Annotated in this window: 19 protein-coding genes and 1 riboswitch; of the genes, 14 read left to right on the top strand and 5 right to left on the bottom strand. The window is 43.4% G+C overall.

The annotated features are described in order from the left end of the window. The first annotated feature begins 13 nt into the window (after positions 1 to 13). The 4 genes from V1225_RS14305 to V1225_RS14290 all read left to right on the top strand — a co-directional run bounded on the left by V1225_RS14305 (position 14) and on the right by V1225_RS14290 (position 3392). Positions 14 to 808 (top strand): OAM dimerization domain-containing protein, encoded by a 795-nt coding sequence (locus V1225_RS14305; protein ID WP_160202144.1) that lies wholly within the window; start codon positions 14 to 16, stop codon positions 806 to 808. A 251-nt stretch (positions 809 to 1059) separates the two neighbouring features. Further along, positions 1060 to 1773 (top strand): CoA transferase subunit A, encoded by a 714-nt coding sequence (locus V1225_RS14300; protein ID WP_160202145.1) that lies wholly within the window; start codon positions 1060 to 1062, stop codon positions 1771 to 1773. After that, on the top strand, positions 1761 to 2417 hold the full coding sequence (locus V1225_RS14295) for a 3-oxoacid CoA-transferase subunit B (RefSeq protein ID WP_160202146.1): 657 nt from the start codon (positions 1761 to 1763) through the stop codon (positions 2415 to 2417). Before V1225_RS14300 ends, V1225_RS14295 begins: the two co-directional genes overlap by 13 nt. 81 nt (positions 2418 to 2498) lie before the next feature. Continuing rightward, complete coding sequence (locus V1225_RS14290; protein WP_160202147.1) at positions 2499 to 3392, top strand: DMT family transporter; 894 nt, start codon at positions 2499 to 2501, stop codon at positions 3390 to 3392. Between the two features lie 27 nt (positions 3393 to 3419). On the opposite strand, the gene V1225_RS14285 is transcribed toward V1225_RS14290, so the two are convergent. Continuing rightward, positions 3420 to 4625, bottom strand: coding sequence for an alanyl-tRNA editing protein (locus V1225_RS14285; protein WP_338547003.1), 1206 nt, complete (start codon positions 4623 to 4625; stop codon positions 3420 to 3422). A gap of 108 nt (positions 4626 to 4733) precedes the next feature. Here V1225_RS14285 and V1225_RS14280 point away from each other — a divergent pair, with 108 nt between their 5' ends. Then, positions 4734 to 5483, top strand: coding sequence for an N-acetylmuramoyl-L-alanine amidase (locus V1225_RS14280; protein WP_338547001.1), 750 nt, complete (start codon positions 4734 to 4736; stop codon positions 5481 to 5483). A gap of 267 nt (positions 5484 to 5750) precedes the next feature. Here V1225_RS14280 and V1225_RS14275 read toward each other — a convergent pair whose 3' ends face one another. Further along, on the bottom strand, positions 5751 to 6944 hold the full coding sequence (locus V1225_RS14275; protein ID WP_251631081.1) for a hypothetical protein: 1194 nt from the start codon (positions 6942 to 6944) through the stop codon (positions 5751 to 5753). 121 nt (positions 6945 to 7065) lie between these two features. After that, a riboswitch (SAM riboswitch) is annotated at positions 7066 to 7184 on the top strand. Positions 7185 to 7264: 80 nt separating this feature from the next. On the opposite strand from V1225_RS14275, the gene metK reads away from it, so the two are divergent. Further along, the gene (gene metK / locus V1225_RS14270; RefSeq protein WP_338546998.1) at positions 7265 to 8446 is read left to right on the top strand and encodes a methionine adenosyltransferase; all 1182 of its coding nucleotides are present in this window, start codon (positions 7265 to 7267) and stop codon (positions 8444 to 8446) included. 217 nt (positions 8447 to 8663) lie between these two features. On the opposite strand, the gene V1225_RS14265 is transcribed toward metK, so the two are convergent. Then, the gene (locus tag V1225_RS14265; protein ID WP_338546076.1) at positions 8664 to 10001 is read right to left on the bottom strand and encodes an IS4 family transposase; all 1338 of its coding nucleotides are present in this window, start codon (positions 9999 to 10001) and stop codon (positions 8664 to 8666) included. A 327-nt stretch (positions 10002 to 10328) separates the two neighbouring features. Here V1225_RS14265 and V1225_RS14260 point away from each other — a divergent pair, with 327 nt between their 5' ends. Together V1225_RS14260 and V1225_RS14255 are read left to right on the top strand one after the other, a co-directional pair. Next, positions 10329 to 10862: a PepSY domain-containing protein gene (locus V1225_RS14260; protein WP_160202152.1), complete on the top strand. Its 534-nt coding sequence runs from the start codon at positions 10329 to 10331 to the stop codon at positions 10860 to 10862. Positions 10863 to 11467: 605 nt separating this feature from the next. Further along, the gene (locus V1225_RS14255; RefSeq protein WP_161908036.1) at positions 11468 to 11971 is read left to right on the top strand and encodes a hypothetical protein; all 504 of its coding nucleotides are present in this window, start codon (positions 11468 to 11470) and stop codon (positions 11969 to 11971) included. A gap of 88 nt (positions 11972 to 12059) precedes the next feature. Here V1225_RS14255 and V1225_RS14250 read toward each other — a convergent pair whose 3' ends face one another. Beyond that, positions 12060 to 13247 carry an amidohydrolase family protein gene (locus tag V1225_RS14250; protein WP_160202154.1) on the bottom strand — a complete coding sequence of 396 codons (1188 nt, stop codon included), beginning with the start codon at positions 13245 to 13247 and terminating at the stop codon, positions 12060 to 12062. Beyond that, a complete protein-coding gene (locus V1225_RS14245; RefSeq protein ID WP_251631075.1) occupies positions 13241 to 14503 on the bottom strand; it encodes an MFS transporter in 1263 nt (420 codons plus the stop codon). Before V1225_RS14245 ends, V1225_RS14250 begins: the two co-directional genes overlap by 7 nt. Before the next feature lie 292 nt (positions 14504 to 14795). Between V1225_RS14245 and V1225_RS14240 the strand changes: the two genes are divergently transcribed. The 6 genes from V1225_RS14240 to V1225_RS14215 all read left to right on the top strand — a co-directional run bounded on the left by V1225_RS14240 (position 14796) and on the right by V1225_RS14215 (position 23395). Then, on the top strand, positions 14796 to 15476 hold the full coding sequence (locus V1225_RS14240) for a helix-turn-helix transcriptional regulator (protein WP_160202156.1): 681 nt from the start codon (positions 14796 to 14798) through the stop codon (positions 15474 to 15476). 25 nt (positions 15477 to 15501) lie between these two features. Next, a complete protein-coding gene (locus tag V1225_RS14235) occupies positions 15502 to 16332 on the top strand; it encodes a TatD family hydrolase (RefSeq protein WP_251616781.1) in 831 nt (276 codons plus the stop codon). Between the two features lie 99 nt (positions 16333 to 16431). After that, positions 16432 to 18180: a SpoIIE family protein phosphatase gene (locus V1225_RS14230; RefSeq protein ID WP_338546993.1), complete on the top strand. Its 1749-nt coding sequence runs from the start codon at positions 16432 to 16434 to the stop codon at positions 18178 to 18180. A gap of 51 nt (positions 18181 to 18231) precedes the next feature. Further along, positions 18232 to 19653: a tRNA lysidine(34) synthetase TilS gene (gene tilS, locus V1225_RS14225; RefSeq protein WP_338546991.1), complete on the top strand. Its 1422-nt coding sequence runs from the start codon at positions 18232 to 18234 to the stop codon at positions 19651 to 19653. Positions 19654 to 19741: 88 nt separating this feature from the next. After that, positions 19742 to 21802, top strand: a complete 2061-nt coding sequence (ftsH, locus tag V1225_RS14220; RefSeq protein ID WP_160202160.1) for an ATP-dependent zinc metalloprotease FtsH — start codon at positions 19742 to 19744, stop codon at positions 21800 to 21802. Between the two features lie 9 nt (positions 21803 to 21811). Continuing rightward, positions 21812 to 23395: a PucR family transcriptional regulator gene (locus tag V1225_RS14215; RefSeq protein WP_160202161.1), complete on the top strand. Its 1584-nt coding sequence runs from the start codon at positions 21812 to 21814 to the stop codon at positions 23393 to 23395.

The raw sequence follows: 23395 nt of genomic DNA, 5'->3' as shown, positions 1-23395 counted from the left end.
GAGGTGCAAGGTCATGACAACAGAATGCAAAGCAACAAGCAGTGTAGATTTAACTTGTGTTAAGCCTTACGGCGATGCACTTAACGACGGTAAAGTTCAGTTAGCCTTCACTCTTCCTGTACCTTACGGTGAAGAAGCTGAAGAATGCGCAAAGCAGTATGCTAAGAAATTAGGTTTGGCTGAGCCAAACGTAGCTTACTACTGCGAACTGACAACAGGATATACATTCTTTAACGTTTACGGCTCCGCACAGCCAACTATCGACTTTACAGCTATCAATGTTCCTAAGGTTGAAGGTACTGTAATGGATCGTGTGGAATGCGGCGAATGGATTGGCGAACACATCGGCAGAGATATCACCGTTGTAGGTGCATCCATCGAATCCGATGCTCATACCGTAGGTATCGACGCAATCATTCAGATGAAGGGCTTCCACGGTCACTTCGGTCTGGAAAGATTTAAGAATGTAGATCCGCATAACATGGGTTCCCAGGTTCCTTGTGAACAGTTAATTGCAAAAGCAAAAGAACTGAACGCTGATGCAATTCTGGTATCCCAGACAGTAACACAGAAGGATATTCACATCCAGCAGCTGACCAAAATGGTTGAACTGATGGAAGCAGAAGGTCTGCGTGACAAAATTATCCTGACTTGCGGCGGTCCTAGAATTTCCCACGAATTAGCACAGGAACTGGGCTACGACGCAGGTTTTGGTCCTGGAAAGTATGCAGAACACGTTATGTCCTACATCATGCAGGAAGTAGAAAAGAGAGGCTGGCAGGATAAGAAAAATATCGCTGATCGCTAATCTCATATGATAATATGACATGAGTTGCGGGCGCCTGAACTTTAAGTTCAGCGCCCATTATCACATGCGGAGGGTACAGATTTTGGACAAGAATCCTCTTGCAAGATGTATCCGTTTGGTGTATGATTTTCTCATGAACACTTATTGCCTTAGGACAACAAGGTTCCCGGGCACCCGCCCGAAGCTTTGCTTCGTGGAAGGGTGGGGTTGTTATTGTTTAAACTAATATGATATAGAAAGGTGATTGTAAAATGATTAACAAAATTATGACTGCTGATGAAGCAGTTGCAGGCGTTAAAGACGGCATGACCATTATGGTCGGCGGTTTCCTGGGCACAGGTTCCCCGGAAGTTATCATGGACGCACTTGTAAGAAAAGGCGTTAAGCATTTGACAGTAATCGGTAACGACGGCGGTCTGCCAGTAGGAACTTACGGCGCTAAGACTGCAAGAGGTATCGGTAAACTGCTCGAAGCTGGTATGGTTGACCACATCATCGCTTCCCACGTAGGTATGAACCCGCTGATTGGCGATGGCATGGTAGCAGGCACACTGAAGTGCACACTGGTTCCACAGGGTACTTTAGCAGAAAAGATCAGAGCAGCAGCTTACGGTCTTGGTGGTGTTCTGACTCCGACTGGTGTTGGTACACCGGTGCAGGAAGAGCTGGACGAATTAGGAAGAGAAAAGAAAGTTGTAGAACTGGAAGGCAAGAAGTACTTATTCGAAATGCCGCTGCGCGCTGACTATGCGTTCATCAGACCTACTGTAGCTGATAAATTTGGTAACTACTATTGTTCCAAGACAACGAAAAACTTTAACTATGTAATGGCTGGTGCTGCAGAGCACACCATCATTGCACCGGAAAAGATTGTTGAAATTAACGAGATTGACCCTGACTACTTTGCAGTTGCAGGCGTTCTCGTAGATGCTATTGTGGAAGGAGAAAAGAGATGGCAGATTTAAAACAGAGAATTGCGAAGAGATGCGCAAAAGAATTTAAAGACGGCGACTTTATTAACCTGGGAATCGGCCTTCCTACCATGGTAGCAGACTATATTCCAGATGACATTGCAGTAACCTGCCACTCCGAAAATGGATTTGCAGGTATTGATGCTGTTGCAGACGAAACCAATACAGATGTTGATATCATCAACTCTGGTGGTGTATATGTAACTGCACTGCCAAGAGCAAAGTTCTTTGATACTGCAGAATCTTTCGGTCTTGTAAGAGGCGGACACGTAAAAGCTACAGTCCTTGGTGCTATGGAAGTTGCTGAAAACGGCGACCTGGCAAACTGGATTGTTCCAGGCAAGAAGGTTGCTGGTATGGGCGGTGCTATGGACCTTTGTGCAGGCTGCCCTGAGGTTATCATCGTAATGCTGCACACCCAGAAGGGTAATCACAAAATCTTAGAAAAGTGCACATTACCTTTGACCGCTGAAAAGTGCGTCAGCAAAATCATTACTGAAATGGGCGTAATGGAAGTCAGAGAAGATGGCATCTGGGTAACAGAATTACATCCGGATTACAGCAGAGAAGATATTCAGGCAGCAACTGGCTGCAAACTTCACTTCGATCCAGAAATGAAACCGATGGAAGAAGAATAATCTTCAAACAGGACGAAAAATCTGATTGAGAATTACGGAGGAGACCCGCATGCGGATCTCCTCTTTGTTACGGGGAAAGTTATGAAAAATCATTCAAACAAAGGATATATCTATGTATTCGTTTCCGGCTGCCTTTGGGGAACCATGGGACTTTTCATTAACTTGCTTGGAAGTTACGGTGCATCGGGAGCAACGATCGTATTTTTTCGTATGGCATCGGCTGCCCTTTGGATTATACCGGTAATGCTTTTTCTTGGCGGAACGAAGCTATTTCGCATCGATGGAAAAGGGCTGCTGCTCTGTGCAGTTCTAGGTGTTGTATGTCAGGCGATGTTTAACTACGCCTATACCGAGGCAATCGGCAGTATTGGTGCTGCAACTGCTGCCGTACTGCTTTATACATCACCGATTTTTGTCTGCATTATGAGCAGAATCATTTTTAAAGAGAAGATAGGTGCAAATAAGATTGCAGGACTTGCTGTAAATATTGCAGGCTGTGCACTGACGGTAACCGGCGGTAATTTTGATACAGTTGATTTTCTAGGATATGGCGTTCTGATCGGTATTGCGGCCGGTTTTTTGTACTCGTTGATGACAATCTTCGGAACCATTGCGAAGGACTATGATACAACGACAGTGACTTTTTACAGTTTTCTCTTTGCATCTCTTACTATGGCGGTGATTGCAAAGCCATGGCTGGAGATAGGAGATTTGTGTTCTGCTGGCTTTATGGCGGGCGCTTTTGCATATGGACTGATTACAGCGGTGGTGGCATACTTTATCTATATGAAAGGGCTTTCCATGAATCTGGAAACCTCAAAGGTACCAGTCATCGCATCGGTAGAGACAGTAGTTGCTGCAATCATCGGATTTGTTATTTTACAGGAAGATTTTAGCTTGTGGAAGCTTGCCGGAATTGTTCTGGTGCTAGCGTCCATCGCCATTATGAACCTAGGTGGACAGAGACAGAAGTAAATTTAAATTACATAGAAAAAACACCTGTTAGCGCAGGTGTTTTTCTATTAGGTCGATAAAAGTATCTACATATTCGGCTTTAGGGAAGATGGCTCTGGCAGAACTTTGGTTGCCGCCGCCTTTGCCGCCGTAGATAGGGGCATTTTCTTTTACCAGTTTATCGCAGTCGTGCTGATCGGAGAACAGGAGAATGGTGTTCGTCGGCTGATGGACAAGAAAAGCGATGGTGGGGATGCAGCCGGAGAGACTGCGTCCAATCTCCAGTATATCGTTAATAGACAATTTATCGTAATATCTGACAAAAGCCGGGGAAATCTGCGCTTTTATATCTTCTATTTCTCGTGCAACGACCCATTTCTTCAAATGATAAAGTTCATCCCGGATACCCTTGTTTTTTGCGTTCTGAGCGTTATATTTGTCCAGCAGGTCGTCTGTACCTGCGGAAAGTTTATGTTCCAGATTCGTAAGGATATCGTAACGGTCCTGATAGTGGAGAAAGGCACGCTTGCCGGCTTCAAAGTAAATGCGGAACATGCCTTTATTCGGCTCTACCTTGTAGAGTTTTACTATGCCGACCTGACCGGAAGTAGCAGGGTGGGTGCCGCAGCAGGCGACACAGTCGGCAGGGTTTTCTATACTTCCCACGCAAACGATGGAAATATCTTCGTCAAAGGCAAGGGCTTTGCGCAGCGGAAGGTGTTCGGCTTCTTGTCTGTTGTCATAGTGGCGGGTAATGACCGGAAGATTTGCCCAGATTGCTTCGTTGGCAGCAAGCTCTGCCTCCTTTGCCATTTCCCAAGTGATTTTATTATATGCTGGATTTTCTTCCAGACTGATGTCGATGGTCATATAATCTTCACCCATGTGAAATCCACGGTTGACGCCGCCGAAGAGTTCATAGAATTTGCCGGATAAGATGTGCTCCCCGCAGTGTCTTTGCATATTATCAAATCTATGCTTCCAATCGATTGCAATATCTACTTCATCGCCTATCGACAATTCGCTTTCTTTTTCGACACAGCGGTGATAGATGTAGTCTTTATCTTCATACACGTGTGTTACAGTAAGGTCAGAAATGGTGCCGATATCACTGCTCTGACCGCCGCCTTCGGGAAAGAAAATCGTCTGATCGAGAATCAGCACGAGATTTTCTTCCTCCCTTTGTATATCGGTGATTACTGCCTTGGCAGTTTTTAAGTATACATCTTCTTTAAATAGTCTTCTTGTATCCATTTTGTGCTCCTTTTCTTCCTTTCAGTATAACACAGCTTTGGTCTTAAAACATCTACATGATTTTAGTTTTTACTTCATATATTGAAAAAAGAAGGAAGGAGAGAGAATTTGAGAGTAAAAAAAGGAGTGATGGTTCTTTTGCTGCTTGCATTTGTGTGTTTCAGTCCGAGCTACAGTAAGGTGGTCGAAACGGCAGGGAAGATGGAACCACAGGTGATTCTGGTGCTGGATGCTGGCCATGGAGGTATGGACGGCGGCGCGATAGGCGGTGACGGAACAAAAGAGCAGAAGATAAATTTAGATATTGTAAAGGCTTTGCAGGAAGAGGCGGAGAATTATGGTATGCAGATTATTTTAACCAGAGCAACAGAGGACGGTCTTATTGCTGAAGGGACAGAAAAATGGACAAAGGTTGGAGATTTAAAAGCGCGAAAAGAGGTAATAGAGGCGGCATCACCGACCTTGACTATCAGCATACATCTCAATAGTTTTCCATCGGATAGCAGTGTTCATGGGGCACAGGTGTTTTATCCGAAAGAAGTGGAAACGTCGCTTATGGAGGATAGCAAGGAAATTGCAGAGAAGATACAGGAGAGTCTAAAAGAGGAGCTGGGAGATGGTGCTGACAGAATTGTACTTCCTAAGAGCGGGATGTATCTGTTTCGAAATGCAGATCATCCGATGATTTTAGTGGAATGCGGTTTTTTATCTAACCCGGAGGACCTTGGAAATCTGAAAAATCCGACATATCAGCAAAAGATTGCAGAAGGAATAATCAGTGCAGTGGCAGAATATTATAATTTATCTTTGCCAAAAAATGGGCGAACAAAGATTGTAGACAGTCGAACAAATCCATGAGGATAATTTATACAAAAATTGTGGATAACTTCCTATTGACAAATTTATAATATACGAATTAGTATTGAAAAATAAACGTTTATGCTTTGTAAAGTTATCCATATCGTAATGTGCAGAAAAATGTATACAATCCGACTTATCCTTGTGGATAAGTCGCTGAAATGTCTAAATTCAAGGAATTCTCCCTTGTTGAAAAATCTTCGTTAAAAAAGAACACAGGTTGACATAAAACGACAACTTGTGTTCTTTTTGAGTGTAAATTTGGGATTAGATTTCATCACCAGGATTGTTCTGAATAATATCTACAAAAGTTTCAAAACGATCCATAGTACTTTGGATAAATTCGTAAAGAACTGGCTCCTGAAATTCATAACGCTGAGTTGGAATCAGACTTTTGGAAATGGCAGAGCCTGCGAGGTCTTTTTCCAAGAGATAGATATCTTCAAGCGTATAAGCAGCAGCAATTACCTGCCCCGCATCGGAAACGAAATACATGCCCAGGACATCTTCATTGAGACGATATTCCTTTCGTGCGACATGTTTATTATCGGAATGAAAAATCATGTAAAGTTTTCCGGTATCGTGAGGTGTTACCATTGCAGTCATGGCTTTTGGAGTCGTTTCTGAGGAGAAGGAATCTGGCTCCTCCAACATTTCATAGACGGTAACAAACTCCGAACGAGATAGCAGCATAGCGGCTTCAATCGGAGAAATTTTCATGATGCTGTTTCTTTCAAAGCTGCAAACAGTCAGACCAGACAATGTGATTTCCGTCAGTACGATATAATAGGAATTGCGAAATTCAACCAGGGACTGACACAGAAAAGTGTTCGGTGCGTCTGTGGGCTCGATCGTATTTTTGCAGAAGGTTCCTGCGTCATATTCTGGAAAAACATCCAGCAAAATGTCTCTATCAGAGAGAAATGCAGCGGCTTTGAAATCTCTGCCAAAAATACGCATGAGAAAATAGTTGATTGATTCGTAAGCATTTTCGGGTCTGACACACTGTTTTTGCATCAAAATGTAAAGCTCGGGCTCTGAAAGAGTAGCCTTTTCGTTAAGAAGGAATTCATATTCGGAAAGGCCCTCCGGCAAAGGGATATTGTGAGCACGGTTAAATTCGGCATATTCCTGCAGCAGATACTGTGCCTGTTTTTCCGTTAGGGGAATTTTTTTGCCGCCAAGACCGCCAATCAGAGAGTTTTCAATTTCAAAGATGCGTGTTCTGTTTTCTCCCAGAACGCTGTGATAGGTTTCAAAGCCGTATTCTTCGGCATCAAAGTAAAAGAATTGATGTAAATCTCGCTGGACGAGGTTATCTGGGAGTTTAAAATGCATATACATGCCCAGTACGCCCATCAATCGGGTGTTTGTTATATAAGCTGATACAAATTCTTTTCTGCTGGTAGCGGCACTGTCAAGCAAGCCGCCGCGTAAAACTGTAAATTGATTCTTTTTCAAACGTCTACCTCAATAAGCTAAAAATTTTTAAATGGTTCAATAAATAGAGTATATCCTATTTTGACAAAAATACAATATGTCATTGACAAAGAATTTAAAAAGAGTATAATTTATATGATAATCCTTATCAAGAGTGGCTGAGGGAATAGGCCCTGCGAAGCCCGGCAACCTAGGTGTCAGCTAGTACTGACAGAAAAGGTGCTAAATCCTACAGAATTATCTTATTCTGAAAGATGAGGAATGATGACCGATAATCAGACCTTTTCTTCCATATGAGAGAAAAGGTTTTTTGTTTGGTAATATTTGGGAGGAAATAAAACATGAAGAAATTATTTACATCAGAATCCGTGACAGAAGGACATCCTGACAAAATCTGTGACCAGATTTCTGACGCTGTTCTGGACGCAATTATGGAGCAGGACCCTTATGGACGCGTTGCCTGCGAGACGACAACTACCACAGGCTATGCAATGGTTATGGGAGAAATCAGCACCAAGTGCTATATCGACATTCCGAAAATTGTGAGAAACGTCATCACGGATATCGGCTATGACAAAGGGGAGTATGGCTTTGACGGAAATACCTGTGCAGTGCTGACTGCCATCGATGAACAGTCCGGCGATATCGCTATGGGTGTTGACAAGGCGCTGGAATATAAGGAAGGTACCCTCGATGACCAGATTGACACCATCGGAGCAGGCGATCAGGGGATTATGTTTGGCTATGCCTGCAATGAAACACCGGAATACATGCCGATGCCGATTCAGATGGCACACGAGCTGGCACTGCAGTTGACTAAGGTCAGAAAAGACGGTACACTTGCATATCTTCGTCCTGACGGAAAAACCCAGGTTACTGTGGAATACGATGGAAATCAGGTAAAGAGAATCGATACCGTTTTGATTTCCACGCAGCACGATCCGGAAGCGACCCAGGAGCAGATTAGAAATGATCTGATTGAGCACGTGATTAAACCGGTGATTCCTGCAGAACTTTTGGATGATGAAACCAAGTACTATGTCAATCCGACTGGCAGATTTGTCATCGGCGGACCTCATGGCGACTCCGGTCTGACCGGCAGAAAGATTATCGTTGACACCTACGGCGGTTATGCCCGCCACGGCGGCGGTGCATTTTCCGGTAAAGACCCTACAAAGGTGGACCGTTCCGCTTCCTATGCGGCAAGACACGCTGCTAAGAATGTGGTAGCTGCAGGACTTGCGGACAAGTGTGAAATCCAGCTAGCCTATGCAATCGGCGTTGCAAAACCGGTTTCCATCATGGTGGATACCTTCGGTACCGGCAAGCTTTCCGATGAGGAGATTGCTGACATTGTCGACAAGCATTTTGATATGCGCCCTGCAGCAATTATCCGCGATCTTAACTTGCGCAGACCGATTTACAGACAGACTGCCGCTTACGGACATTTCGGCAGAAAGGACGTCCAGCTGCCTTGGGAAGAACTGGATAAAGTGGATGAGTTGAAAGGTTATTTGAAATAAGCGTAAGCAGAATAATAGAGCAATACAAAATCCCCAGCAAAGGTAAACCAATGGCATTAAGTTAAGGGATTTAAAGAGAAGTTAGTATTGTTCGCGATATTAACTTCTCTTTTTTTCCTTTGATTCAAGCTGATAAATTGTTTTTTTGTAGATTTAAAAACGCAACAAATAGACAAGAGCGTTCCCTTGTCAAAAAAATAATGTATATTTCAAAAATCTATGCTATTCTATACATGAAACTTATTGCCTGTTTGGCTTTCATTTCACGAGGCCTTGAACGTCCAGGCCGAATGGGCGTTATATATCTTGCAATAAGTGATTCAATATTAGGTGGGATATTTATACTAAGCAGGAATTCACGGCATATATGTACTGCGACAGAAAAATTAACTTTATATTCATACTTTCTGTCTTTCTTTTCAATGACTACGTGCGAGGTAATCAATTCTGAAAAGTTATACATGATTAACCGTGCAAAGATTTCTTGAAGTATGTATTCCACCTTTTTTGAATGAAAATGAAGCAGTCCTACTGTATATTTCAAATCTCTAAATGAAGTTTCAATTCCCCACCGCATGCCATACAGTTGTTTCAGAGTATCCGCAGGGAATTCATCAGTATCCAGATTAGTTACTACAACTTCGTAATAATCCTCTGATATTGGAAAGCGTACAATGCGAAATGGCAAATTATAAAGTACTGCAGGATCAGATTTTCTGCTCTTAACAGGCAGATAGTCAAATGGTTTATTATGCGCGATTCTCCGATAGTGATTTCTCTGCTCAAAAAGCTTTTTCATTTCATTAGTCTGTTTCCGAGTTAATTTTAAATCGATATACTCATCGAATTCCTCAGTATCCGGCAGCTCCAAGCCATGCAGAATACCGGATGAATATTGATTAAAATCTTTCACCCGTATTAGATAAAACCATCCTTTTTCTTGGATATGAGCCATGTTGTTATATGCCTCATATCCTCTGTCTGCAATCACAATTACATTTCCCTGCAGAGCGGATCTGTCCACCATTTCAGTCAACGCTTTGTTTTCACCGGCTTCTTTGCGTTTGAAAACGACTGCATCCTCATAAGTGTGAGATTTCAGATTATATAAAGCATTCAAATGCAGCAGATTATAAGGTTTTACACCTTCTGCTATTTGAAAAAGTGAGTCTTTATCGTTTAGATTAGTTGCGATTTGAATATCTGAACCATCAACAGCCAAGAGTTTATATCCTTTATAATTATCATTACTATAAGTTGCTGCTGTAAAATCGTGGAAAAGCGACGCAAATGCTTTAGGAAGTATTTTCTTACGCTGCTGGACAAAAGCAGATGATGTTGCTGTATTTAAGCCATAGCCAAACTGCCGTAAAAGTTCATTTGATAAAGATGCTCCCTCCATTGTCAATAACGAAAGAATCATTTTCTCATATGGTATTTTTCTGTTTCTGGAAAAATCTGTTTTGGGGTTAGAAACAAGGCCTGTTAAATCCTGTTTCTGCTTATTAATAATGTCCATAATCAAATTTTTTAGTTCCAGTGAAGTCCTATTCATGCGGTATCCTCCTTGTAAAAAGATGTTATCTAATTACAAGGGCCGCTTTAGCTGCCTCTAAAATATTCAGCAGCTAAAGCGGCCGCATTTTTTTGTTCATATGTCAATACTTATTCTCAAAAAAATCCCACACCACATTTTCTGTGATGTGAGATTTTCTTAACTTAATGCCATTGAAAGGTAAACGCCGGGGATTTTTTGTGACTTTGAGGAGAAAACTGGTGAAAAAAATTTTTTAAAATAAAAAAGCGTTTTCATTTTGTTTTCATTTTTCTTCAGTATAGTAAGAGCATATCAAACAGAAATCTAATTTAGGAGGATAGAAAAATGACAAAGAAAAGAACTGGAAAAGTAATGTTAAGCATATTGCTGGCTTTATCGCTGGTAGTGACCGCCTTTGCATATGCAGGTGCAGCGGGAGGTGCTGATGCCGCCGCGGCTTCTAAGATTTCGTGGAGCAAAGCTAAAGCGATTTTTAAGGAAGAACTGCCAAAGGGTGCAACTGTAAAATATGTGCATTTGACCAGAGATGACGGGCGCAGCGTTTATAAAGGTAAAGCGGTAAAGAGCAAGTATGTGTATTCTATAGAAATAGCGGCGTCTGACGGCAGAATTTTAGATAAGGATAAGGACAACGAAGGTTCCAGATACACAGCTTCCAAGGTGGGTGCTGTAAGCAAAACCACCATTCGCAACAAAATTAAAAACAAAGTGCCTGGCGCTATCATCATCTACGTAAAATTGACTAGAGATGATGGAAGATACGTCTATGAGGCAGAGGCGTATAAGGATGGTTACGAATATGATTTTGAATTCTCAAAGAGAGGCGCAATCCTTGAGTATGAGAGAGATAAAGTGTAAAAGATGAAAAGAAAGAGGCTGTTTCAATAAGCTACTGAGCAATAGATTGCACCATTTTAGGCAAAAATGCTGGTAATGGTGCAATTCGTGTTTTTGTACCATTTGACGCTGAAACAAGAGAAATAGTGCAGTATGGCGGATTGTTCTTTCTGATTAGTGCTGAGAAGTTTCGATTACTTTTGGCTTGTATGTCATCTTGCAATAATAATTACAAATGGAAGAAAAAAATAGAAGATTAATTGTACATCTCATGGTATACTAGGAGAAGAGAATGACATTATAAATTTGACATATTGATTTGAGGCTAGGATTCAAGATTTTCATCATCGAATAGCGATGAGCGAAAATCGCATAATGTGTAAGCATCGTTAACCACATTTTCCATTGTGGTACTCTTGTGAACAATGCTTTTAGTAAAAAGCTGATACTGCATAATATTTCGCACTGCAAGCAGTCCCAATAGTCGTTTGCTAATAGCTTTGTTTAGTTGCATTTGTCTTTTTGTCAATTCCTGTAACAGCACTAACGCCTATGCCCATATATAATGGAACTTTAGACATGACATTCTTTGTTGGCTTAATATTTGTTTAATAGGGAGTTGCAGTATGAAAAAAGAAGTTAATTACATTGAAGAACATCAGTGGGACAAATCAGTTTTTGAGAAAGGGGAGGCTATGCCTTTGACAAATGAGCAAAAAGCGCATTTTGATTTGCTTCGATCACTAATAGAAACGAAAGAGTCTCAATATGAAAGAAGAAGAAATGAGCAGAAGTGGGATAATTTTGTAGAGGTACTTTACCCATCCCTTTGCCATATTGCAGAGATTCAGGGCGGATATGTTAAAATGAATGCGTGTGAAGATACCTATTTTGCAGAACTCATCTATATCGGAGAGAATCTCATATTGGATATTGACGGCGTTGAAGGTTTGGCAGACTTTAATGAGATTTTGTCTGCCGCGGATAGTTTTTCGATTGTTCCAGAAAAGGAAGGTTTTAAAATGCGTTTTACTTTTTCACTATACGATAGAGTTAAAATAGCGGACATGTCAGAGCGTATTGCGGTGATAGAGAAAAAAATGAAACAGCTGGCTACCCGAGAAGAGTAGAAAAATTCAGCTTGTGCGGTAACTGAACGACAGCCGGCATTTGGTAGATAATGACCAAATGCCGGCTGCATAGATACAAGGAAGAAATTTATAGAGGAACGGATTCTCCCTTTTTTAATACCAGAGCTATCTGCCTCAAGGCTTCGATGTCTTCGTCAGGTTTTCCGTCAAAGGCTGCCAGATTTGCGCGCTTTCCACAGGCGATAGTGCCGACCGTATCGCTGATATTTAGGATTTCAGCGTTGTTTTTCGTTGCCTGAATTAAGCATTCCAGCGGAGTGAAACCAGCAAGGTTGACTCTGGCGCGGAATTCATACAGCCCGTTTCCATGGCTGCCGGAATAAACGCCCGCATCAGTGCCCCAACCGATTTTTACCTTTGATTTTCGCAGTGCCCGCAGACCTTCAAACATGACCTCCGCCATCTGCTTCGATTTTTCGACGTAATGTGCAGGCTTTCCTTCTGGATTTTCTATAAAGTTTACCAAAGGTGAGAGTGTTGGAACCGGAAAAGAACGGTCAGCATTCTGATACATTCTGATACATTCATCGTCCATAATGGTGGAATGTTCCACGGTGCGTACGCCGCAGCGAATACACATTTTGATACCTTCTGTGCCGTGACAGTGCACAGCAACAGGAAGACCAACATAATCTGCGGCTCGGCAGGCAGCAGCAAGTTCTTCCTCGTAGAGAACAGGACTTCCCGGCACACCGCCTGGATTCATGACAGATCCGGTCCCCATGATTTTAATCCAGTCAGCGCCAAGCTGGTATTGACGGCGAACCGCTTTGGTATAAGCGTCGTTAGAATCACACTCTGCGTACATATCTCCGAAATAGTCGTTGCCTGCTTCTGTGGGTGAAAGAATCATGCCGCTTGCCAAAATATCAGGCGCCATGACCAGACCTTCCTTTACAGCGCGGGCAATACCGATTACTATGTTGTTCCGGTCGCCCACGTCGCGTACTGTGGTGTAACCCATCCGCAGGTTATCCTGCGCCAGACGAAGAGCCCGCATCACGCGGTAGCTTTCCTGCTGCACATTTTCTTCAAAGACGTCCATGCCGCAAAGATCCAAGTGCAGATGTGCTTCGATGAGACCGGGAATTAAAGTTTTTCCGGTTAAGTCGATGACCTCAGCCGCAGTGATATTCGCTGTTTTAGCAGGCTTGATTTCCTGAATCAAACCATTTTCTATGATTACGTCGCCAAACTGATCCGAAAAACCTTCGGTCAGCTGCGGAACAAGTCTTGCATTTCTTAAAACTAACATGCAGATGCCTCCCTGCTATTTTTTTTATTTATGCCTGCGAGATAACGATTCCAAATCAAGAGTGCGGCAATACCAACGACCATTACAATGCCGACGCCGATAAAGTAATATTTATAACCCAGCTCGGTATAAGTGTCAAGAACGTGACCTGCAAGGGTTGGGCAGATAACTTCAGGCAGATAGCCAAGGGTGCAGACAACGCCAATGGCAGTACCAGCTACGCTGGCTGGTATGCCACCTTCTTCCATCATGGAGAAAACGATGCCGTAGTTCAGATACATGCCAAGGTAGATGATAGCGCAGACGACAATGAAGAACGGTACACTCATATTTGGAAGCAGCGCGATGATAAATGTGCTGACACCCATGAGGAAAAAGCCAATAAACATAACCTTACTTCTGCCCAGTCTATCAGCTAAAATGCCGCCTCCCATAGAGCCTACCGGTCTAATATACTGGGACATCATGGTGACAATGGCCGCTGCTGTCGCAGTAATTCCAAATGATGACGTAGCATAAGGCGTAAAATAGTAGAAAGAAATATTCATGGTGTAGGTGCAGCACAAAATGAGAGAAAGAATCCAAATTGCCGGCATTTTAATGACTGTAATCACCTGCTTAAAGTTGAACTTTTCTCCATTTGCTGCGGTCGTATTATCCTTCATCAGGAAGAACACTAAAATGCCCAGCAGGATGACAATGACGGAATAGAAGGTGATTACACCATTAAGCCCTCCCAGATTTCCCGCTGTTTTACTGAGAAAGTTAAAAATTGCAAGGGTAATTGCAAGGTGCACGGCGTTGATGATACCGCGTCCGCCTTCCATAAAGCCATAGGCCTTACTTTGTTCGTGCTCAGCTGCAATACCGCGAAGGCCTTTTAACAGGGCAGGCCAGAAGGCAAACAGGGAAGTAAACCCCCAAATCAGATAGATGACAACCAGCATACCGTAGCTTGGGTGCATCAGATGGAGAAGCCCTGCGGCGCCTGTTAAAATCAGAGAAACAGACATAATCTTTCTTGGAGAAACCATGTCTGCGACGATGCCGCCAAAGAGATAAGAGATGGCGCCAAGAATTCCGAAAATGGAGCCAAAGGTTCCCATCTGCGTGTTGGTAAGATGATACGTTTCCAGATAAGCATCGTAATAGTAGGACCTGAAATACGGCAGACCGTAAATCAATGACCCGGCGATTGTAAGAATTACTAGACGCCAAATGTTGTTTTTTAATTTAGAAGTGATATTTTCGTTCATTTAAGTCTCCTTTCCATAAATTCTATCACAAAATAGAAGTTGGATATCATTTCAAAAAAATTATAAAATAATGTGCCGAAGCTGACAAATTATCAGGGATTTCTTTTTAAGATAGATTTAAAAGCTTTTTTTTTCGTGTTACGAGAAAAAATGGAGAATAGAGCAGATTACAAAAAAATATGCAAATCATCATCGCCATTTTTATAGAATTTTCAATTTATATGAGAATTTTTGCTGGTAAATGGAGAAATCTGATGATAGAATAAATGCAGCAGAGAAAGGAGAAGTGTCCGTGTCTGATAAGTTTTATCAAAATTTAGGCGCAAAACTGCGTGTCTATAGAAAAATACAGCAGATAACGCTGAAACAGCTTTCGGAAGCACTGAATAAAAGTCTTGCGACCGTTTCTAAGTATGAAAAAGGCGAGATTGTCGTAGATTTAGAAGTTTTGATTGATTGGTGCAGATATTTAAATGTTGACATAGCAACGCTGCTTCCGAGCTCGAAAGAGACGGAAACAGATAAGCAAAGGTATGCTGGGAATTATATAGACAGGCTGTATCTCTACAGCTATATGGGACACAAAAACAAGCTGCATATTGATGTAATTGAAATAGATAACACAAAGATGCGCGCCACTCTTTATTTAGATGTTGCGGATGTCTCTAATATTTACGAAAGCAGTTTTATCTATTTCGGAGAAGTGATTTATAGTGATATCAGCATTAATTTTGTGTTTTTTAATGCTTCACCGCCGTTTGATATGCTGACTTTTAGTATGCCAACGCTTTCAGAGGAACAGGATTATCGGATTGGAATGATGAGTTCCATGACCTTTACATATCAGAACATTGCCATCAAGGTACTGGCAAGCTGCGCACCGGTGACGGATAAGACGTTTTTGATAGAAAAGCTGCAGCTTTCCGGGGAAGAGTTTAGGAACATGAAACAGTTAAATTTTTTTAAGATATAAATTTAAGATATAAAGAGGTAATTTTATGTTATTTGATTCACATACCCATTTAAACAATGAACGGTACAGCGAAGCAGAAGTGCTGCAGCTGATGGAGGAAATAGAAAGCTCGGAGGTTTCTTATGTCATGGACGTGGGCTTTGACCTTGAAAGCTCTGTGCTGGCGGTAAAACATGCAGCAGAAAAGCCTTGGTGCTATGCGACAGTAGGCTTTCACCCGCATGATGCAAAAAACTTGGATGACATGACCTTGGAACTGATTCGCGGTCTTGCGAAAAAAGAAAAGGTACAGGCGATTGGTGAAATCGGTCTGGATTTTCATTATGATTTTTCAGAGCGAGATGTGCAGCGGTACTGGTTCAGAAGACAGATAAAGCTTGCAAATGAGCTGAAGATGCCTATCGCAATTCACAGCAGAGAAGCAGATCAGGAGACGATGGACATTTTGAAAGAGGAGGGTGCTTTTTCGGAGGAACGGCAAAGCTGGTTTCCGAAGAGGAAAGGACCAGACGGAGCGTTTTTACCGGACAGCAGAGTGCTGCTTCACTGTTTCTCCGGCAGCAAAGAGCTTGCTAAGCAGTATGTAAAGCTGGGTGCCACTCTTTCTATTTGCGGACCGGTGACATTTAAAAACAATCGCAAGACCCAGGCGGTCGTGCAGGAAATTCCATTAGAATTTCTGCTGGTGGAAACCGACGCGCCGTACTTAACGCCGGAGCCTTTTCGTGGACGTCCCAATAAAAGCCCTTATGTGGAACACACAGCAAGACGCCTTGCTGTGTTAAAGGGAATTTCTTATGAAGAGGTAGCAAGCATTACCTGCGAAAATGCAAAAGTTTTTTACGGAATTAAATAGACACACAAAAATTTCCTGCTTCGACACCCTGCTTCGACAGCTTCCTGCACAGCTTTTGTGCTATTCTGTCATTATCAAAGGAAGCAAAGGGGAAAAAATATGGAATTTATAGGAAATCAGATTCATGTAAAGACGATTTTAGCCACTTTGACAGTGGCTTTTTTTCTTGGGAGAATCAGACTGTTTGGGGATACTTTTCCAGCCGCTATTGCGCTGATTGCGGTAATGGTAGCAGTGTCGACGGTGTATATTTATTTAATACCGGTTTTGGTTGCGGCGATACTCACAAATTCCGCTGCTACAGGAGATTTCTATGGGGACATTATCGCAGTATTTCTGTGCGGACTGTTTTTTCTGTTCTTTCACAAAATCAGATTTTCTATTCATCAGACAACGGCAGCAGCGGTTATCGCTGTGGCGGTAGGAAATTGTCTTTACTACTCGGCAGCGCACATTCTTTATTTGCTGGATTTTCAGGTTTTGCTGAAAGAAGCCATTGCGGTGATGATTTACATAAGAGTTTTTAATACAGCAGCGAAGATGATTTTTGTAGGCAAAGAGCAGCGGGCAGTTTCAACGGAAAAGGCGGAGATTGCCCTGACGATTTTAACTGTTTCTATCATCGGTGCTATAGAGTATTCCCTTCTGGTGATACCTCTTTGGATTTTTGTAGTACTTGTGGTTCAGTACTGCAAAGGCATGCGGCAGGCATTGGCACAGACGGCTGTAATGGCAGTATTTGCAGCTTGTCAGGGGCAGGAGTTAGCAAAACTCATGACAGTGATTATGACAGCTGTGGTGGTATCATGGTTTCTGGCTGCTTTTGTCGATGGAAAATACCGAAAAGGGATTCTGGCAATGGTGATGTTTTTTACAGTCTGCAGCCTGTGCAGAGAAGAAATTTTTGGACTGGTAGCGGTGATATCGCTGTTTATCACTATCCCTCAGGGTCTTCTGGTAAAATGCTGGTGCGCTGGGGAGCAGCGGTTTATGCCAGAGGTTTTTAGTGAAGCAGATATGCAGCTTTATGCTGCCCAAGGGGATTTGAGGAAGAAAAAGCAGGTTTTTACTGCGCTGAGCAAGCTTTACGCCGGTGATGTGGAAAGTCATCAGATTATCTCCTACCAGTTTGCAGGCATGGCGAGAACCGTGGATAGCCTCTTGACAGATCTGCAGAAACAGAGGACGCACGCCGGCGAAGTGGAACGTGTGAAGCCGGTGATCATCGGAGAGGCGTCTTATGCCTTTGAGGCGGTGTCCGGAGACAGCAGTCTCTCTTTCTCCTTTGGGAAGCAAAAACAGGCTATTATCATTAGTGACGGGATGGGGAAAGGCAGCAGGGCGGCAGCGGAAAGCAATCTGGTCGTTAAGACCCTGTCTCAGCTTTTGGAAGCCGGGTTTGATGTGGATTTGGCAGTAAAGACGGTAAATGGAATTCTTATGACGGAAAATGGGGGAGACATGTTTGCTACGGTGGATCTTGCCATCATCGATAAAGTGACCGGAAGAACGCAGATTTACAAAATGGGTGCAGCTTCAACCTTTGTGAAACACGAGGGAAAGGTAGCCACGCTGAAAAGACCTGCACCGCCTGTTGGCATTGTGGAGGGGGTAAGTCTTGCGTATATTGACGTGCGGTTAAAGAAAGGCGACCTTTTGGTGATGGTTTCAGATGGTGTGACCGACTGCGACAGACAGGATACAGGATGCCAATGGCTGCAGGAGCGGCTGTCTCAGATTGGAACCAAAGACCCGGGAACCATTGCAGAGCTGATTGTAAATAAGGCGGCGGAGAAATACGGACTTAGGGAACGAGATGATTTAACGGTGGTGGTTGCAGCAATTTAGATACTTTTCGTATTTTGCTTTCAAAATGAAGTGAAATATGATATACTTTTAATGATGAAAAAACAAATTTTAGAAACCATACAAAGACATAATTTAGTCAAACTACATCAGCACATCGTTTTAGGACTGTCAGGCGGTCCTGATTCGGTGTGCCTTTTTCACGTATTTTTAGAGCTGGCGAAGGAGATGGACTTGCACCTTTATCCGGTTCACGTCAACCACAAATTTCGTCCCGGCGCTGCGGAGGAGGATCAGGCTTATGTGGAGCAGCTTTGCGAGACGGCAGGGTTTTCTTGCAGAACTTTTGTCATCGACTGCGTAAAGCTGGCAGAAGAAGAGCATTTGACGCCGGAGGAAGCGGGCAGAAAGGCGCGCTATTGCGCTTTTGCAGAGGTGGCAGACCAGCTTGTAAAGAGAGGCATTTCCCGCAGTGAAATTGTCATTGCTGTTGGCCACAATGCGGACGATCAGGCTGAAACGATTTTGTTCAGACTTCTTCGCGGTGCGGGCACTGACGGACTTTCTGGCATGAGATACTCCCGCTTTGATGAGACGGGGAATCGCATTATCAGACCTCTTCTCGACGTAAAACGAGAAGAAATCATGGCGTACTGCAAAGTGCAGAACCTTTTACCGAGGATGGATTCCACCAATGAGGAGGAAAAATATACCAGAAACAAAATCAGACTCAGTCTAATTCCGCATCTGGAACAGGAATACAATCCGGCGGTGAAGGATACAATGATTAGGATGGGGAAAGCGGCGGCGTGCGACAGTGATTTTCTATGGCAGCAGGCACAGGACGTATACGAAAAACTGGTGAAGAAAAGCAGTGAAACCCATGTGCTGCTCGATGGCCGCAGTCTTAAGAAGCTTCATCGGGCAATCAGACAGCGGGTGCTTGCCAGAGCCTGTGCGGACTTAGGACTTTCTCAGGATTTGGCGTGGACACATTTTGAAAATTGTGAAGCCATCGTTTTTCATGAAGGACCGTCAGCCAGCTGCAGCCTGCCGAAAGGCTATCGCCTGCAGAAGTGGTATGAGGATATTGATGTGATGCGTCCGTTTATTGAGGCGGGGGAGAATCTTCCTGCGCTGGAAGTTTATGTCCTTAGTAAAGACGCCTATGATTATTTGGCACCGGCTGAAAATCGCAGAGCGGTCTTTGACTATGATGCATTGACACAGATGTATGACAGTCAGGACTTACTGCCTGAAAAATCTATGACATTGGGCTTCCGGCAGCCGGGCGACTATATCGCCCTAAGCGAGGGAAAGACAAAGAAGCTGCAGGATTACTTTGTGGACCAGAAAATTCCTAAGTCTCAGCGTCCAGATGTTCCTCTTCTGAAAATAGGCAGAGAGGTTTTGTGGGTGCTTCCCTGCGAAGCAGACCCAAAAGGAAGATTTTCGGGAAAATATAAGCTGTGCGGGACAACAAAAAAAGTGATTTGTATTGAAATAATTTGTTAAATATGATAAAATTATAAAACTGTTTTGTTAAGAGAGAACAATTTTTTCAGAAAATTGCTATCAATAGACACGGGAGGAGAAAACTAAATTGAAAAAATTCGTAAAGAATATCAGTATTTATTTAGTGATTTTTGCACTGGTACTGGCAGCGGCTTTCTTCTATAAGGGAGGCGGCAGCGCAGAATACAAGCAAGTCAAGTTTTCGACACTGTCCAACTACTTAGAAAGCGGCAGAGTTACCGAAATCGAAATCGAGGACAGAAAGATCACTGCACAGATTGGAAAAGACAAGTATGTCTACACCTTTGCGGCAAATATTACGGATATCGACTGGATTGAGGATACGTATATTTTCCCGCAGGTACAGGAAAAGAAACTGGAATACAAGGGCGGACCGAAGCCTTCTTCTGGTTCTGTGATTCTGAATCTGCTGCCGACTCTGATTATGGTAATTGCTTTGGGATTCCTGTTCTACCTGATGATGAATCAGGGCGGAAACGGCAAAGCCTTTTCCTTTGGAAAGAGCAAGGCGAGACTTTATAAAGGTGATGGCAAACGAATTACCTTTAATGATGTAGCAGGTCTTGATGAAGAAAAAGAAGAACTTGAAGAGGTAGTAGATTTCCTCAAGGATCCTAGAAAATACAAAGAAGTCGGCGCAAGAATTCCAAAGGGAATTCTTCTTGTGGGGCCTCCGGGAACCGGTAAAACCTACGTTTCCAGAGCGACTGCGGGTGAAGCTGGCGTGCCGTTTTTCACCATCAGTGGTTCCGACTTTGTAGAAATGTTCGTAGGTGTCGGTGCGTCCAGAGTCAGAGACCTCTTTGACCAGGCGAAGAAGAACGCACCTTGCATTGTATTCATCGACGAAATCGACGCAGTAGGTCGAAAGAGAGGCGCAGGTCTTGGCGGCGGCAATGATGAAAGAGAACAGACCTTGAACCAGTTACTGGTTGAAATGGACGGATTTGGAGAAAATTCCGGCATTATCATTTTGGCAGCGACCAACAGACCGGATGTACTGGATCCGGCTCTGCTCAGACCGGGGCGTTTCGACAGACAGATTGTCATTGGCGTTCCGGATATCAAAGGCAGAGAAGAAATCATCAAGGTTCACTCAAAGAACAAGCCGTTATCCGACGAGGTTTCTCCGAAGATTCTGGCAAGAAGAACGCCGGGCTTTACTCCTGCGGATCTTGAGAACTTGCTGAATGAAGCTGCTTTGATTACGGCAAGGAGAAATGGCCGCAAAATCAGAATGGCAGAGATTGAAGAAGCTGCAACCAAGGTAATGGCAGGACCTGCGAAGAAGAGCAGAGTGATTAGCGAGGAAGAACGCAAGCTGACAGCCTATCATGAAGCCGGTCACGCAGTGGTAATGCGTACCCTGCCAAATTCCGACCCGGTACATCAGATTACCATCATTCCGAGAGGAAATGCCGGCGGATTTACCATGTCTCTGCCTGAGAAAGATAAGGCTTACGAGACCAAGAAAGGCATGCTCAATGCCATCAAACATCTTCTTGGCGGTCGTGTTGCAGAGCAGCTGACACTGGATGATATCAGTACTGGTGCCAGCAACGATATTATGCGTGCGACCGAAATTGCAAGAGGTATGGTTACCAAATACGGTTTCAGTGAAAAAATCGGACCTGTTAACTACAGCGATTCCGATGAGGTATTCCTAGGTAAGGATTTCTCCACCAGAAAGAATTACTCTGAGGGGGTTGCGGCAGAAATTGATAACGAAGTCAGAAACATCATTGAAGACGCTTACAATGAAACTGTAAAAATTTTAGAAGAAAATATGGATAAGCTGGAAAGAGTAGCGCAGGCGCTTTTAGAAGTGGAAACTCTGGACGGCGAGCAGTTCGAAGCTCTTTATACTGGAGAAGTCGACGCAAAGCAGCTGGCTGACATGGTGAGAGCAAAAGACGAAGAAATCCGCAAAATCAACGAGGAAGAGGCTGCTGAATTCGAAAGAATCCGCAAAGAAGAAGCGGAAAGAGAAGCAGCAGAGCTTGCAAAGTATGATACGGATTATATGGAAGAAGCAGAATCATCTGATTCCGATGGCGAAGAAATAAAGGAAACTGAAAGCGGCGAGGCGGAAGCTGATCCTGAAGGGGAGCATAAGGAAGAAGAATAGAGGTAATGTATGAAGATCACTGTAAATGATTGTTTGAGTTTAGAGGCATTCAGCCCCAGTATTCTTGCAGCAGGAAAGCGTAATATTGGAAATCGTGTGCGCTCTGTGTCGGTCATGGACGCAGTCAGCGTGGAAACTGCTGTTAAAAATAACGGTGTGCGTGAGCAGATTGTTCTGACATCATTTTACGGAATGCATGGCAAAGAAAAACTCCAGTGTGAGGTCATCAAGGGACTTGCCAAAAGCGGTGTCAGTGCGCTGGTTATTTTTCATGTAGAAAAGGGACTGACCAGCACTGACAGCGAGGTCATAGAAACGGCGGAAGCTGTTGGTCTGCCGCTGATTGTGATTCCTCAAAATAACAAGGCGGAATATTCTGATGCCATCGAGCAGATTATGGATAAGCTTTTATATGGCGACAACTTCAAGAATAGTCTTATCAACAACACCATCTACCATCTGCTGAACTTTGAAAAACACAAGACCTTTCAGGCGGCGCTGAGAGAGGCGGCTGTCAGCAATGATTTTCAGGTAGTGCTGTTATCTAAGGATTTTAATCCGATTCTGTCTATTGAAACGAGGCAGAGAACTACCATCGCCGACGCCATTCGCCTAGGCAAGGAACGCGATGTTGAAAAAGCTGGTATTTACACTTTTATCGATGTTAACGGCGTACTGACCTATTGGGGACCAATTACGATCAATAAAGAAAAATATTTCCTGTTTATCGTAGATAATGAGGATAATTACTCAGCAGGTGAAATCACCAAGCTGTCGGAGATTATCGAGCTTGCTATGGGCATGTGGAAGTATACGCCGGAGAGGGACGTGCGGGCAGAGCTGATTAAAGCGCTGATTCGCGGCAATAAGTCTTTAGCGTATTCTCTGAAAGACGAAATGAATGTCAAAGCAGACAACATTATCAGTGTCTTTTATGCAAAGGGCATTGAGAATAATCAGGGAAACAGTGTTATCAGTGATTTTGAAAAGCGAGAAGGCATTGAAGTGCTTCGTATTACCGAGGGTGAAGAAACTTACGGTATGATTTTAAAAAACGAAGAGAAGCGGGAGGACGAGGAAGTATCCCAGAAGACTAGCTGTCTGAACCTCTTTGATAAGCTGAAAGAAGGCAGTAAGACGGTGCGCATTTTCCATGCTACGGGCATTGACGGAATCGAGGGTGCAGGAGACGCATTCCGACTGATTAGTGAAACCTGGACTTTTGTGGAGAGCGTATTCCCATATAAGAGAGTGTTCACCAAATACGAACTTGCACTCGTATCGAACTGCATTAATCTGCAGGTGCAGGGAGGTTATTTGAAGAAGAATTATATGGATCTTTTAGAGCCATTTAAAAAGGAAATGGGTGAAAACAAGGCAAAGCAGCTTCTGGAGACTTTGGAAACCTTTGTCCTTGATGCAGGCATGAACAGCGGAAAGACTTCCGAGTTCATGGGAATTCATACCAATACCGTACAGTACAGACTGAAACGGATTAACGAAGTTTTGGGCGCAGAAATCACCGGAAACAGAGTCATTCCGGGACTTACCATGGCGCTTGCCCTAAAGCGGCTTGACCGAGTTGTGAAGTAA

This window comes from Emergencia sp. JLR.KK010 (assembly GCF_037018265.1).
Lineage (GTDB): Bacteria > Bacillota > Clostridia > Peptostreptococcales > Anaerovoracaceae > Senimuribacter > Senimuribacter intestinalis.
Note: the sequence above shows the minus strand (reverse complement) of the source record. Positions and strands in the feature narration are given on the sequence as shown.

Bases quoted from the DNA above. Each gene is read 5' to 3' on its own strand.
- V1225_RS14305 (WP_160202144.1), top strand. From the start codon at position 14: ATGACAACAGAATGCAAAGCAACAAGCAGTGTAGATTTAACTTGTGTT.
- V1225_RS14300 (WP_160202145.1), top strand. From the start codon at position 1,060: ATGATTAACAAAATTATGACTGCTGATGAAGCAGTTGCAGGCGTTAAA.
- V1225_RS14295 (WP_160202146.1), top strand. From the start codon at position 1,761: ATGGCAGATTTAAAACAGAGAATTGCGAAGAGATGCGCAAAAGAATTT.
- V1225_RS14290 (WP_160202147.1), top strand. From the start codon at position 2,499: ATGAAAAATCATTCAAACAAAGGATATATCTATGTATTCGTTTCCGGC.
- V1225_RS14285 (WP_338547003.1), bottom strand. From the start codon at position 4,625: ATGGATACAAGAAGACTATTTAAAGAAGATGTATACTTAAAAACTGCC.
- metK (WP_338546998.1), top strand. From the start codon at position 7,265: ATGAAGAAATTATTTACATCAGAATCCGTGACAGAAGGACATCCTGAC.
- V1225_RS14265 (WP_338546076.1), bottom strand. From the start codon at position 10,001: ATGAATAGGACTTCACTGGAACTAAAAAATTTGATTATGGACATTATT.
- V1225_RS14260 (WP_160202152.1), top strand. From the start codon at position 10,329: ATGACAAAGAAAAGAACTGGAAAAGTAATGTTAAGCATATTGCTGGCT.
- V1225_RS14255 (WP_161908036.1), top strand. From the start codon at position 11,468: ATGAAAAAAGAAGTTAATTACATTGAAGAACATCAGTGGGACAAATCA.
- V1225_RS14250 (WP_160202154.1), bottom strand. From the start codon at position 13,247: ATGTTAGTTTTAAGAAATGCAAGACTTGTTCCGCAGCTGACCGAAGGT.
- V1225_RS14245 (WP_251631075.1), bottom strand. From the start codon at position 14,503: ATGAACGAAAATATCACTTCTAAATTAAAAAACAACATTTGGCGTCTA.
- V1225_RS14235 (WP_251616781.1), top strand. From the start codon at position 15,502: ATGTTATTTGATTCACATACCCATTTAAACAATGAACGGTACAGCGAA.
- V1225_RS14230 (WP_338546993.1), top strand. From the start codon at position 16,432: ATGGAATTTATAGGAAATCAGATTCATGTAAAGACGATTTTAGCCACT.
- tilS (WP_338546991.1), top strand. From the start codon at position 18,232: ATGATGAAAAAACAAATTTTAGAAACCATACAAAGACATAATTTAGTC.
- V1225_RS14215 (WP_160202161.1), top strand. From the start codon at position 21,812: ATGAAGATCACTGTAAATGATTGTTTGAGTTTAGAGGCATTCAGCCCC.